At 41.9% G+C, this 13,846-nt stretch carries 9 protein-coding genes and 1 tRNA gene; 6 read left to right on the top strand and 4 right to left on the bottom strand.

All coding sequences use genetic code 11. The features are described 5' to 3' along the window. Positions 1-104 precede the first annotated feature (104 nt). From F3I09_RS19655 to F3I09_RS19635, 5 genes are all read left to right on the top strand, one after another. Positions 105-2,090, top strand: a complete 1,986-nt coding sequence (locus F3I09_RS19655) for a DUF5977 domain-containing protein (RefSeq protein ID WP_149696742.1) — start codon at positions 105-107, stop codon at positions 2,088-2,090. Between the two features lie 41 nt (positions 2,091-2,131). Next, the gene (locus F3I09_RS19650; protein ID WP_149696741.1) at positions 2,132-6,658 is read left to right on the top strand and encodes a DUF6443 domain-containing protein; all 4,527 of its coding nucleotides are present in this window, start codon (positions 2,132-2,134) and stop codon (positions 6,656-6,658) included. 3 nt (positions 6,659-6,661) lie between these two features. Then, positions 6,662-7,483: a hypothetical protein gene (locus F3I09_RS19645; RefSeq protein ID WP_149696740.1), complete on the top strand. Its 822-nt coding sequence runs from the start codon at positions 6,662-6,664 to the stop codon at positions 7,481-7,483. 103 nt (positions 7,484-7,586) lie between these two features. After that, positions 7,587-8,399: a hypothetical protein gene (locus F3I09_RS19640; RefSeq protein WP_149696739.1), complete on the top strand. Its 813-nt coding sequence runs from the start codon at positions 7,587-7,589 to the stop codon at positions 8,397-8,399. A gap of 351 nt (positions 8,400-8,750) precedes the next feature. Next, a complete protein-coding gene (locus F3I09_RS19635) occupies positions 8,751-9,560 on the top strand; it encodes a hypothetical protein (protein WP_149696738.1) in 810 nt (269 codons plus the stop codon). Positions 9,561-9,665: 105 nt separating this feature from the next. Here F3I09_RS19635 and F3I09_RS19630 read toward each other — a convergent pair whose 3' ends face one another. From F3I09_RS19630 to F3I09_RS19620, 3 genes are all read right to left on the bottom strand, one after another. Then, positions 9,666-10,976 (bottom strand): McrB family protein, encoded by a 1,311-nt coding sequence (locus F3I09_RS19630; RefSeq protein WP_149696737.1) that lies wholly within the window; start codon positions 10,974-10,976, stop codon positions 9,666-9,668. A 1-nt stretch (position 10,977) separates the two neighbouring features. Beyond that, the gene (locus tag F3I09_RS19625; protein ID WP_149696736.1) at positions 10,978-11,268 is read right to left on the bottom strand and encodes a hypothetical protein; all 291 of its coding nucleotides are present in this window, start codon (positions 11,266-11,268) and stop codon (positions 10,978-10,980) included. Positions 11,269-11,393: 125 nt separating this feature from the next. Beyond that, positions 11,394-12,365: a sensor histidine kinase KdpD gene (locus tag F3I09_RS19620; RefSeq protein WP_149696735.1), complete on the bottom strand. Its 972-nt coding sequence runs from the start codon at positions 12,363-12,365 to the stop codon at positions 11,394-11,396. Positions 12,366-12,977: 612 nt separating this feature from the next. On the opposite strand from F3I09_RS19620, the gene F3I09_RS19615 reads away from it, so the two are divergent. Then, entirely contained in the window at positions 12,978-13,295 is a 318-nt protein-coding gene (locus F3I09_RS19615) for a hypothetical protein (protein ID WP_149696734.1), read from the top strand. Between the two features lie 412 nt (positions 13,296-13,707). Here the strand turns inward: F3I09_RS19615 and F3I09_RS19610 are convergent. Further along, a tRNA-Lys gene (locus tag F3I09_RS19610) sits at positions 13,708-13,780 on the bottom strand. Between the last annotated feature and the right edge of the window lie 66 nt (positions 13,781-13,846).

Below are 13,846 nucleotides of genomic sequence, written 5' to 3'. Positions count from 1 at the left end.
ATATAAATGAAAATGGTTCCAGTTCTGGCTTTGCCTTCTTTATACCTAGGTATGATTACTTATTCAATGTTTTTTACAGGAACGGGGGGGATAAAGAATATTTTGTGCGAGTATCATCACCCATGAATAGTCTTGACTATGTGTGGGGCACAGCTGTTGGTTATGGTCGGGTAGAAGAAATATTGCCTGGTAACGGTAAAACCGTACACGAGTTCACCACCTATAAAGACGTTAACTATTTTCCATCACCGCCTCAATACCCTTTCGCAGCGGAACTGTATCCTTCCTGGGAATTGGGGTTGCCCAAAAAGGCGACGGTATTCGATCAATACAATCAGATAAAGAAAATCAACGAGAACAAGTACGATTTTACCGTAACTGTTTTGTCAGACACCGCTTTTAAGTCCATCAAGCTCCTAATGGACGCACAATATTACGGTAATACCTCTGCACTCTATCTCGGCCCGGGCTACGGAAACGATACCTATTACGGGTTAACAGGTACTGCACTATTGGATTCCACTGTAGAAAAGATCGTTTCCGGTGCCGATACCGTACTGCAAAGCACCAGTTTTGTTTACGATAGTCTGAATAATTTGGCGTCCGTAAAAAAATGGGTCAGCAAGGATCTACAAAAGTATATTCAAACTAATATTTACTATCCGTATAATTATTCCATTACCGGTCCTCTAAAGACACTAAGTGATAGCGGAATAATTGTGAAAGTCGCAGAGGAGCAATGGGTGAAAACACCCACTTCGGAAAATCTGGTCAGCGCAACTATCACGGGTTATGAGGTCATTACCGGCAATAAAATAAAGCCAAAGTATGTCTATGGCCTGCGATCTGATAAACCGGTGCCCTTGAGTACCATTGGTGCTTTCAATCGCTTTGTGCTTAATCGTAACAGTACCCTTATCCCACTAGTGAGTACAATAGAACGATATGATGCCAAACTCGTTTCTCTGCAGGTGGCTAATAACCTTACTGGTGATCGCCAGTCAGTGATCTGGGATGACGAGCATCAGATAAGCACAAGCGTTATTTCAGATGCAGCCTATACAGAAATCGCCTATACCAGCTTTGAGGGGACCAACAGTGGTAATTGGACTGTGCCATCGGGACAATACAATTATTCCGACGCTATAACCGGGAGCAGATCCTTTAAGTTAAACGGCACCATTAGTGCTACCGTTACCTCAGGTAGGGAATATGTGGTGACCTACTGGACCACAGGTGCTGGTTTAACAATTAACGGCGTTTCTCCCGAGAAACTCACCGCTAAAAGAGTCTGGAACCTTTACCGAAATTTGCTACCCTCCACAACAAGCAGTATTTCGATTGTCGGCTCCAATGTTACCATTGATGAACTCAGGGCTTATCCTGCTGACGCGACGATGAGTTCCAGTACCGTTGATTTCTTTGGCAATCAGACCAGTGGTAGTTCCGAGAATAACAAAATTGCTTATACCGAATATGATGATTTGGGTAGAGTGCGACTAAGAGAAGATGTGGAAGGTAATATAATGGAAATGAACTGTTACGGGCAGGCCGGTGAAAAGGTTAACTGCAACATCATTTATAAGAACAATGTAATCAGCCGGAAATTTGTCCAGACAAACTGCACTGGAGGAAATATACCTGATACGGTATTGTATACTGTTGCTGCCGGCACCTATACATCTACTGTAAACCAGTATAAAGCCGATAGCCTGGCCATGAATGCAGGCATGGCCAATGGACCAGCCTATGCAAATGCAAATGGAGGATGTGGTATTGTGTATGCAAAATTAAGTTATGAAGATATAGATGTGGACCAAAATGAGGATGTTGTAGTTAAATTCTATTCCGATGTCGCCTGCACCAAACCCAGGTACGTCCAGAATTTACAGGTTGTGACAGGCGTGAACAATACCTGCGAGACCGTTCCAGACGACACACATACCGCCAATGGAACCCAGTTGGTAATTGCATATTCCGTAACACGCGATTATGTAAAGACGGAATGCGATCCTCCGGGATTTCCCTGTTGGAACTTCGACTGTCATGTAGATTACCTGCTGAAGCCAGGTAACTATGTAATCAAGTAACCAGTAGTGGTACCTAAATTTTCAACAATAAACTTATTATCGTGAAAACGAATCATAAAGTAACAAGAAGGTTAATGGGATTGCTGTTGTTGCTTCTTCCTATATGCCTACGGGCGCAACAGGCGAACGATACCTTAAATTTCGATTTAAACTTTTCCCGCAGCTGGCGGCCAATGATTCCATTACAAACTGGGGCATCTATCGTCACTCTTTCCCGCACTTCAATGGAAGTAGCGCAAAGCACCGTTTTATACGACGCCTTAGGCAGGGTAGTGCAAAATATTCAAAAGCGCTGGTCACCACTGGGAAAGGATGTAGCCAATTTCAACGTCTACGATTCTATGGGAAGCATCAAGAACGCTTACCTACCTTATGTAACTACCACTGCTACAGGGGATGTGCAAAATAGCCCCTTGACGGATCAAACCAGTTTTTACAATAGCTACTACAGCGGTGAGCTTGCACCCTATACACAAAATGTTTATGAGCGTTCTCCTATGGGTATAATCCAAAAGATGATGGCCCCTGGCCGAAGCTGGGCAGGTACGTCCCGAGGAGTGACCGGCCAGTATGCGGTGAATGCCGTTTCCGACAGTGTACGCATTTGGATAATGAACGGTAACCTGCCTTCCTCTTCAACTAGATATGCTGCAGGTGAATTGGTGGAGGACACCAGGACAGACGAGAACAACCGTAAGGTGATAACTTATACTGACAGGCAAGGACATGAGGTGCTAAAAAAGGTGCAGATAGCCGCCACACCGGGCACCGGGCATATGGGGTGGTTATGTACATATCAGGTTTATGATGACCTGGGCAACCTTCGCTTTGTGATTCCTCCACTAGCGGTGATAAAGATGATTGGTGTTTGGAATCTGAGCCCGATAGTAAACCTATGCTCCTCGTACCAGTACGACCAGCGGCAAAGAGTTATAGTGAAAGAGACACCAGATACCGATTCCACCGAATATGTGTACGACCGTAAAAACCGACCTGTTTTCTTCAGGGATGGCAACCTGCGTGCCCAAAACAAATGGCAGGTGACCTTCTACGATAGGAGAGACCGCAACATCATGACTGCATTGTACAATTCGGCCAGTACGCGGGTTCAATTGCAAACCATCATGAATGGGGCTTCTTCGAGCCAGGCATTATCTTACACCATTCCTGGTATAGAAGATTTTGCAACAGCTGTTAATGATGCCAATCTTTACCAGGCAGGTAGCAGCATCAGCCTTCTGAGTGGTTTTGCCAGTACCGACGGACAGACAATGGTTGCAGAAATAGTTCCGGTGTCGGGAGAGGTGGTAAGTATTACTGCTGACAATCCCCTTCCTTCCATACCAACTAATGCACTTATTCCGCTTGCCTACAACTTCTACGACGACTATTCCTTTTCAGGGGTACAGGCTCCCAATACAGCAGACTTTCTAAAGCCCAAGGCGGGTAGTGATCCGTATCCAGAACGCCCCACGGCGGTGAGTAAACTAACCCAGGGAATGGTAACTGGAGGAAAGATCAGAATCATTGGTACAGATCATTGGCTTACTTCAACGTTGTATTACGACGATAAAGGGAGGGTTATTCAAAGCCTTTCGGAAAATGAAACTGGTGGTCTAGACGTGGTAACCAGTCTTTACAATTTTGCTGGAAAACTAATCGGAAATTACCTGAGGCATGCCAATAAGCGCAGCGGATTTACACCAACTACAACCATATCCAACGCGATGACCTACAACCATAGGGGGGAGCTTATAAAAGTAGCTAAAGAGGTGAATGATGATGGTGTACTGAAAACTATTTCGCAGCTCCGTTATAATGAACTAGGGCAGGTAAAAACAACTGTTCTGGGGTCGGCGATTGATAGCCTTGAATATGACTACAACATCCGTGGATGGTTAAAGAATATAAATAAAGGATATGCCCTAAACGGTAGCGCGGAAGGTAAAAATCACCATTTTGGTGAACAGCTTTTCTATGACAGCATATATACTCCACAATACACTGGTAATCTCTCTGGGAACAGGTGGCGCGGGTTCAATGACAATGCTTTCCGTTCCTATGGATTTGCCTACGATCCGGCAGATCGCATGTTGAAGGCAGATTTTACACAATTCACCTCCGGTAGCTGGAATACTAGCGCAGGTATTGATTTCTCCATGAAAATGGGAGATGGTATCAATGCAGACTCAGCATACGACCTCAATGGCAATATACTATCGATGTTTCAGAAAGGCTATAAGCCAGGCGGCAGTCTAACTTTGGACGATCTAAGATATACCTATGAGACTAACAGCAATCGCCTTAAAGGTGTCAGGGATCTTGCTAATAATACCGCTTCCACACTGGGCGACTTTAAGGAGGTGAATGGAAGTGGAGATACTGATTACACCTACGACGCCTCAGGCAATTTCACTAGCGATAATAATAAGCGGATCACCAACATAACCTATAACCATCTAAACTTGCCAGAAACCATTAAGGTATTTGGTAAAGGCACGGTGACTTATTTGTATGATGCCAATGGACGGCGGATCAAGAAAACAGTTATAGATAGCACATCAAATCCGACAAGGACCATTACCACTGATTACATTGGCGGCTTCGTTTACCAGAATGATTCCCTTTTCTACTTCAATCAGGAACAGGGAAGAGTGAGAATGGTTTACAGCACTGGTCAAGCTCCTCAGCGTACCTATGACTACTTTGTCCAGGATCACCTGGGGAATACGCGCAGCGTATTAACAGAACAAACCAATTTTACCATGTATGCGGCTACTATGGAGCCCGAGAATGCTCCAGTGGAGACTGCAACATTCAGCAATGTGGAGGAAACCCGTGCAAGCAAACCTGTAGGCTATCCAGAAACTGATACTTCGCAAGGGTCGTTTGTCGCGAAACTAAATGCGAAATCTGGGGGCAAAAAGATCGGTCCCTCGATTGTGCTGCGTGTGATGGCTGGTGATACCATTAAGATTGGTGCCAAAGCATTCTTCAAGTCGGATGGCCCAGTGAACAAGGATAAGGCAGTTCCCGCAGAGGACATGATACTGGCGCTAGCCCAAGCGTTCGGTGGGGCTGGAGGTACTGATGCTTCACATGGTAACGGGCAAGGGCTCGGGGAACAAAGCTTTACCAGCAACTTTTATAACAATAATTACCAGCAGCTTAAACAAAAAGGCCCTGATGTAGAGGGAATCAATAAGCGAAAGTCTTATCTAAACTTCGTGATGTTTGATGATCAGTTCCAGGTGGTTGAAGGGAACAGTGGCGTTCGTCAAGTAAAAAATAGTCCCGATGAGATACAGCAGCTGTCGGTGGATGGAATGGTGATGGAAAAGAGCGGCTTTCTGTATGTATTTCCCAGCAACGAAACAGCGCAGGATGTCTATTTTGATGATATCGTTGTTACTGATATAACTGGCCCCGTACTGGAGGAAACACATTATTACCCTTATGGGCTTGTGATGGATGGCATCAGCAGTCGTACCCCACTGAGCCTTGAAAACTGTCAGCTGTTCCAGGGCAAGGAGCTGCAAAGGGGAGAATTCGCTGATGGAACCGGCTTAGAATGGTACAATTTCGAGGCCAGATATTACGATCCCCAATTAGGTCGCTGGTTTTCAACAGACCCTGCAGGACAGGATTACAGCCCTTATATGGCTATGGGCAACCGGCCACCGATGGTCGTAGACCGGGATGGGCGGTATTGGCAGGTAGTTTTAATTGGAGGGCTTGTTGGAGGCTTTCTCAATACATTGCAGTTAGCGATGCAAGGAGAAAGTGTCTCCCCCATGCAGCTAGCAACAGCATTTGGAATTGGCTTTGTAGCAGGAGCAGCTGCAACATTAACGGGTGGGGCTGTATATGGAGCGATGACTGGGGTTAGTACGGGTGCAGCGCTAAGTGGAACGGGTGTTGCCGTAGGTGCAGGTGGTTTTGTAACAGGGTTTACCTCTAACTCAGTGGCCGGCGGGGTAGCAGGTATAATACAAGGAACAGGTAATGGTGTTGCACTGGGGAAAATGTCTACCGGGGACGCGATAGCCCAAGGGGCTGATGAGGGATTTAAAGGTATGATATTCGGTGGACTGTGGGGAGGTTTTAGCAATGGTATAATTGCGAAGATCAATGGCAGAAATTTCTGGACCGGAAATATGAAGTTGTATGATATAGATCCGGTGGTATCCTCGACATCTGTTTTTAAAACATATACATACGATGAAAACCTGGCAAGAAAAGACCTTCACCCGGATTTTCGGTTGGGACCCAGTCTAGGTGGAAAAAAAATAGAGAGCACATATGCTATGACCATTTATGATGGATATACTCATACGCCTAATGCCCCAACCATTGACTTCAGTAATACATTAGAAGCAGTTAGCTTGAAAAGCACTATGGCGCCACAACTGAATATTTCAGATAATATGAGGAAATTGGCTACCTTCCCTCAACCGATAAAAATTTTGCATGTTGTAACGCCTCCCGGCCATCTGCCTCAGAATTGGGGTGCAATTCGTAAATTGGCGGACGAACTTGGTATTATTTTAAGGCATTCAGAATATTAAAAAATGCAATTACAGATTTCTTTTACCCTGGGAACTTTTTTACATGCGGGCGAAGTATTTGCTTTTGCCACTCAGTTCATTCATCACCCGCTTACTGCTATTCATTCTACTGACGCATTTGAAGGAGGAGATTGGATAGACGGAGAAGAAGAGTATCCGAAAATTACAGAAAGGTTAAGCGATGCTAAGGAGAAGCTATTTACGGCTCATGATGGAGATAATATCAACGCTCTCTTTGGAGGACACAATGTAAATAGTCTCATTTATTTAAGGAATGAGCCCTTTCATACTGAGGAAATTTCAGTGACCTTTAAAGACCGGTCTTTTTTAAACCTTGAAGGCCTGATTCGCGCAGCTATAAAATACGGGTTCAATCTCGCTCTAAAGTTTGACGGTATAAAAACACGATGGCAAAGTGAACAGTTTATTTCAAATTTTAAGGCGGAGGGAAAAGATTATTCCAACCGGGCAACCATATTGCATCCATTATGGGAAAAGTCTACAGGACCGACCATTAACATTAGGGAGAATCCGGGAAGATATATACGCACATGTAAGATGCGTCTAATGGCAGCGCCTGAAATTTGGTTCGGGCCGGGTGCATGGAAGTATTTTAATTGCGAACAGATTAAAGGTTGTAAGTCTATTACAGAAAAGCAAATGCTTGAAGATGAAGTGTTATATGTTAAACTTTTCGATGCTGAGGCACGTGATTACGAGGCCCCGGAGATATTGAAAATACAGCGCGAATTCAGGCAGTGCAGCAATATGGATAAGGTAGAAGATGAGTTAAATGCTCTGTTGCCATTTACAAAATACTATTGAGCGACTTACAAAGTTGTGATCGGCGGCGACTCTGTCCTTACGTTTTTACGTAAAGACAGAGCCCCTACGGCGCTGTTGATCATTCAAACTTAAATTGTATTGTATGAGGTTTGAGATATCTTTTACAATTGGAGCCTTCGACGATGCCGCAGATGCATTCAGCCTTGCCACCAGCTATCTAAAGAAGCCGCTTACGGTAATTAAATCCCCTATATCTTTCACACAGGGAGTATGGATTAGCGATTACAATGATGTGCAAAAGACGCTAAGCTCCAATAAAGATGATTGCTTCTCATTACATGATGGGAGTAAGATCAGCGATCTTGATGTTGTGGGAAATGTTAACGCTATAGTGTATTGGAGAGATGAAGGTTTTTCTACTGATGTAATTGCAATGGAGATACTGGATGATTCTTTCATTGATTTGAGTGCGTTCATTGAGGCTGCTGCTATCCGTAAATTTAACTTGGGAATGATATACGATGCGCACAAGGCGAATTGGCAGAATGAGCAAATCATTTCTAATTTCGAAGCTTACGGAAAAAGCCTGGAAGGCAGACGATTGATTTCACATCCTTACTGGACCCCAAAAGTTGGCTTTACCGTAGATATCAGGAACAACCCTGGCCGGCATGTTCAGACCCATAATATGCGTCTTATGGCAGCTCCGGAAATGTGGTTTGGTCCTGGCGCCTGGGGATATTTCGAGGAAAGTGACGTATTGGCATTTGATAAAGCACTCAAAAAAGAGGTCGTAGCGCCAGGTACAATTCACATCAAACTATTCGACTTTAAAGAATGGGATTATGAAGCTCGGCCTATACTTGAGATACAGTCGGCCTTTCGGCAATGTACCGACATGGATGCAATAGAGGAAAAGCTAAATGCTCAACTTCCATTTCCTCCGGTTTATTAAGTGAACATGCCTGGTAAGAACATTTATATGGGGCTAGATGGTTTTGTTTCCGCAGGATTCTTTCGCTGGTAGCTTGAGTCATTTCCTTTAGGGCTGATATGCTTATAGAAAGTCTGGGTATGACAAATATACGGCCCAAACCAGTTTCAGAATATGAGAGTAATATCGAGCAGCTCGCAGCTGGCAACCCTGACTTGTTGAACTTTTATTTGTCACAACTCAAAGCATGAATAGCTCGTCCTGAAAAGTAAAATTCAAAATGCTACAATTTTACCAACTAACTAATACAAAAGGAAGTTGCAGGACTGCAATTACCTTTTAAACGCATAATCAGTTTTATTTGCTAATACTATGAGATTTGAAATTTCCTTCACTATTGGCGCGTTTGAATCTGCTGCCGATGCATATGCACTGGTTATGCCCCATGTTAAGGGCCATGTTAATGTAATTAAATGTCCTGGTGCTTTTGAAGCCGGGGAATTAATTCAACAGGTTGGAGATATACCAAAATTACTCGCTTCGAAAGATATGGATTGGTTTTCAGTTCATGAGGGTGAGATTTCTGAGATTACACAATACCCCGATATGAATTCCTTGGCTTATTGGCGAGATGAGGGATTTGCTACTGAAATAATCCGCGTGATTATTTTAAACGATCAGTTCTTTAATATAGAAGGTTTTATTTTTGCTGCAGCTGTACGGAAATTCAATTTTGCGATGTTATTTGATAGTGAAAAGGCATGCTGGCAAAGAGAACAGTTTGTTGCGAATTTCGCACTCTTCGGCAAAAGTTTGGATGGCAGAAAGCTAATCTCACATCCACACTGGACTGATAAAGTCGGATTAACTGTTGACATTAGAGACAATCCGGGGCGTCATATTCAAACCCACAATATGATGTTGATGGCTGCTCCGGATCTGTGGTTTGGCCCTGGCGCATGGGGGTACTTCGAGGAAACTGACGTGATGGCCTTTGAGGGAGCTTTGAAAAAGTTAATTGTTGCACCCGGAACAGTGTACTTTAAGCTTTTCGACATGCATGAAGAAGATTACGAAGCTCCCGAAATTCTTAAAAAGCAAAGAAGATTTAGAGAATGCACTAAGATGGATGAAATTGAAGAGAAGTTGAATACTCTACTTCCGTTTCCAACCGTCTATTGAAGCTATTCTGCTCATAGATGTCGGGCCGATATCCGAGCCTCTACAATAAATAAAACCCCTATTCGGATTTGAATAGGGGCTTTTATCATGTTCTGAAAGAACAACCTATTGCCAAAAAGAAATACCGCAATACTTGTCGGCTTCGCTTTGCATATGTAAGAGTCGTTGAAAACTTCGAGGATATTTACCTTTAGTAAAACGAACAAAACTGTCAATGATCTTCTCTGCACCGTTTGCGTCAATCCGAGGCAGTATTTTCATTAAAATTATTTCGTCTAAACATTTGTAAACGGAATCGTTATTATGAGGAATCCCAGCTAATTGCGAATTGTAAACATAGTAGATAAGGGCCGCATCGCGAACACGATATCCAAATCTGAATGGCACTCCGGACAGTATTCTGTCTATAGCCTGAAGTTCCGCTATAACTAAATCACCATGCTTTGGCGATAAATTGTAGGCTTCCTTGCCGCACAAAATTCGACCCAAAACCTTGTCTTTCGACAGTGGAGTATCAGGAAACTTAAGATCCGTGTCATCGGTTTTTATTCCTCCATAAAAATCTATTTCGGTCATCTCTATTACTGTAATTCTATCCAAGACTTTCATACTAAACCTATGGCCCGAATAGTCCATATTGGCTGTTCCGATTACAATTAAATTTGGTGGTAGCGTTATCCCATGTGCAAGAAATCTATTTTTCAGTTCAATGTCTAATTTAAGTCCAATTCTTGCCCACATATTTGGGTCTTGATCTGCATAGAATTTTAACTGATCTGGTTTGATAAAAGGATCTGATACGAACTCATTGTTGATCCATTGCCGACTTTCTAAGATTGATAGGAAGTCGGCAAAGTAATGTTCAACTTTTGCTAGGTTCATTTCATCTAGGCATAGGACAAATGGTGTATCAATGTGCCGCCAAGCTTTTATTAAAAAAAATATAAAGGTAGTGAAATGATAAATTCCACGATTAAACCAGCCTATTGCATCGCTTGAATCAGACCACTCCGGTCGAACTGCTATTATTCCAAAGTTTCCTGGCTGTCCATTTTCTTGAAGATATTTCGGACAAGTCTGAAATGCTAGTGTTCTTGCAAACCGAGATTTTCCTGTTCCACACATTCCGGCCATAAGTATAAATGGTTTTGTCTTTATAGCCATTAAAGCCTGGCGATAAGGATGATTGAAGTCAATCTCACTCGGAAAAGTTGAGTTAAAAGATGCTCCAGATTTTTTCCCTTTTTTAATATTGCGCTTCCCATTCAGATGTTTAATATTGTCAATGCTCTTTTCAATTTTTAAAGGGGATGCTAGTGAGGTTTCCTCATTCTCAATCTCATCTTCCATTTTAAAAATCCTCAGCGTACGATCCTTCAGATTCTTTAAAGCAGGCTTATCATTTATTTTTCTCATACTACCGTTGTTGGTGTTTTCTATACTTATTGCAATGATTCCAAAAGCTACTGTACACCTCGTCAACAATAGCCATGATCTTCTCTTTTTCGGCATTACTAAGGCTTGGCGATATTGTTTCACGACTGTTACCAGCCTTTAAAATGACCCGCATCTTCCGGTAAAATGTAGGTATGCTCCAGGCACATTCCTCACATATTCGTTCCCGGAAATAAATTGGTAGATTGATCATTCTTGAATGCACATCCTGTAATAAATTAATAGGTTTCGCCAAGGGCGTAGTTTTTTTCATGTTGTATAGTTTTAATTAAAAAAGAATAATCGTTATTGGAAGTCGTTTGATTATTACATAACACATGCATGGAGTTAAAATAGATCTAGTACAGAAAGAATCCGATGCAGATGAATGCCCATAACCTATGCTATATTAGTGTCTTTTATTTCGCATGGAATACTCACAGTGAAACTTGTAATACCCATATTACTCGTGATCTTTATGGTGCCATTAAGGAGTTCAGTGTACAATTGACATAGATAAAGTCCAAGCCCATTTCCAGTACCACCGGGTTTGACCTTGTAAAACATTTTAAAAAGGTGCTTAATTTCCTCAGTTGAAATCGTCTGCCCCATGGTGATAACTGAGAAAGATATATAGTCGGCGAAGCCTGTAGCGATTAACTGAATATCATTGCCTGTACTATGTTTATATGCGTTGCTTAAAAGATTTTGAATTATTTGCAGCAGTTTTATTCTGTCAGTAAATATGGTCTTACCCTCTAGTTGATTTTGTTCGACAACAAGATGTTTTTTAAAGCTTTCGTTCATAAGATGATAGGGCCTGGTACATGCATCTATGAAGTCGCTCACATTAAATGGTTGAATATTAGTTTTTAGCGAAAAGTAATCCTCTTTGAAGTGTACAGTCGTAATCATATTCGATAATATCTGGTTACTATTGAAAAGAATGCTTTTGAGGGATATTAAATAGAATTCAAAGTCCGGTTGAGATAAAAAGAATGCCCCCTTTTTCTCTATAAGTGCTTCAACAGCCATTGAAGCGCCCACTAGTTGCGTTTTAATTTCATGTGCAAATAGTCCAAGAAATCTCTCGATTGATATTTCCTCCATCATTTTACGATCACTGAGGAGGAATGAAGCTTCAATCAGCCGTCTATATTCTGTATCTACTAGCTCATAGCAAAGTCGATTACTTTCGTATCCAGATTTTGAAATGGCTTCCAAAACTCGATCTAGTCGATGTGTTTCTGTTCTTAAATTGGAATTGTCACAGAATGAATAAAATACTTCAATTGGATTTAGCATTTCATCATCTGATAAACAGAATGGAAACTTGCTTTTTTGATTTACCTTTTTCGGTTTGTCATTCATAAACGTTGAAATATTATTAGCGAAAAATTTGTCCGTTTAGGCAACAGCGCCCCTGACGAGCGTATCAGGTACGCTTCGCCTGTTCTAACAAAGCCATTGCGGCAGAGTATAGAATTTTATATAATTATTTCAATACCCCTTGCTTTTACGTTTGCTTCGTCCTATCGACATTTCAAGCAAATGGACAAAAGCTGAGATCCGGAATAGATATCCCAGAAAGTAATTCAGATTTTAACCCCAATAAATCGATGGGTAGCCTCAAAAGAGCTGGCGCTAATGATGTTGAAAGAAATGAAACGGGAAGGATAACGAAAGCGCGCGGTACCCAACTCGCCGCTTGGAGCCAGTAGGAGGGCTGTGTACGGTCAAGAAGGGCCCACGCGCAGTGTCGTGAGCCGTCTTCTTTCATAACCAGTACACCAGGAACGTCCTACTTTTCCAAGCTGGTAGTAAAAGAAGCAGCTTCAATATTTTACATGAAGTTGCAAAAATATGTTAACAAAACAAATGTAAGAACTTTTTTGATCAAATGATCATTGCAATATACATATTTCAGTATGTATATTGTAATAGGTTGATAATGATATGTATATTCTGTTATTTCGCTTTATTATGGCCAAACAGAAAAAAGTCTCAAAAAAAGCTGTTGGGAAGGCTCCTGAAAAGAAAGCTCCTAGAAATAGGGCCACTCTTGGGCATTTTGACCATGCCAAGTTTTTCGCCGACCTATCTGAAAAATTCAAATTGGAGCGTAAGGAAGGGAACTTCGGTTCCGGGGATAATTTTGCTAGTGATATTGAAATTTCAAGGATCGGCTATGGCAATTACGAACGTGAGCAGTTTACCGATATGAAAGTTAGTATTCTATTGAAGATTATTGATGGTTTTGGAAAGACGCCGAGTGAGTTTTTTTCAGAAGGCTTTGATTAAGCAGGAAACCACAGTGAATAAATGTCTTATAATACGTTGTTGCTCCATTGTTATTTACTAGCATTACTTTTCTTAAATGCTTTTATAGTTGGCTCGTAAAAAACAGGTTACTTTTCAGCCAGAGGTACTGGTAAATGGAAACACAGTAAAACAGTTATTGACCCGGAGTCGTTATTTCTTTTCATTCTTCTGCAAAACTAATAGTTATGCTTACTACACAACTTTTGGTATTGAGCTATATATTTCAGGTAAGATTTTGTAAATCCCGATATAGATATTTCATACCTTAGTAAAAGCTGATTAACCTGTATAAAGTACGGGAAAGAAATCGGGGTTATACAAAAGGAACTCAACTAAACGCTCGACTAAAAAAACAAAACCCGCGCCAAGCGCAGGTTTTAAAGTTTGTCTGTGATCCCGCTGGGACTCGAACCCAGGACCCATACATTAAAAGTGTATTGCTCTACCAACTGAGCTACGGAATCATCTAACGGGGTGCAAACCTAAACAAATATTTCTAATCTCCAAAATAAAAAAAAGCCGTCCGCCAA

It is taken from the genome of Chitinophaga sp. CF418 (genome assembly GCF_900142925.1).
In the GTDB taxonomy this organism is placed as follows: Bacteria; Bacteroidota; Bacteroidia; order Chitinophagales; family Chitinophagaceae; genus Chitinophaga.
Note: the sequence above shows the minus strand (reverse complement) of the source record. Positions and strands in the feature narration are given on the sequence as shown.

Excerpts from the sequence above, each read along its gene's own strand:
- F3I09_RS19635 (WP_149696738.1), top strand. The coding sequence starts at position 8,751 with ATGAGATTTGAAATTTCCTTCACTATTGGCGCGTTTGAATCTGCTGCC.
- F3I09_RS19630 (WP_149696737.1), bottom strand. The coding sequence starts at position 10,976 with ATGAGAAAAATAAATGATAAGCCTGCTTTAAAGAATCTGAAGGATCGT.
- F3I09_RS19615 (WP_149696734.1), top strand. The coding sequence starts at position 12,978 with ATGGCCAAACAGAAAAAAGTCTCAAAAAAAGCTGTTGGGAAGGCTCCT.
- F3I09_RS19645 (WP_149696740.1), top strand. The coding sequence starts at position 6,662 with ATGCAATTACAGATTTCTTTTACCCTGGGAACTTTTTTACATGCGGGC.
- F3I09_RS19620 (WP_149696735.1), bottom strand. The coding sequence starts at position 12,365 with ATGAATGACAAACCGAAAAAGGTAAATCAAAAAAGCAAGTTTCCATTC.
- F3I09_RS19625 (WP_149696736.1), bottom strand. The coding sequence starts at position 11,268 with ATGAAAAAAACTACGCCCTTGGCGAAACCTATTAATTTATTACAGGAT.
- F3I09_RS19640 (WP_149696739.1), top strand. The coding sequence starts at position 7,587 with ATGAGGTTTGAGATATCTTTTACAATTGGAGCCTTCGACGATGCCGCA.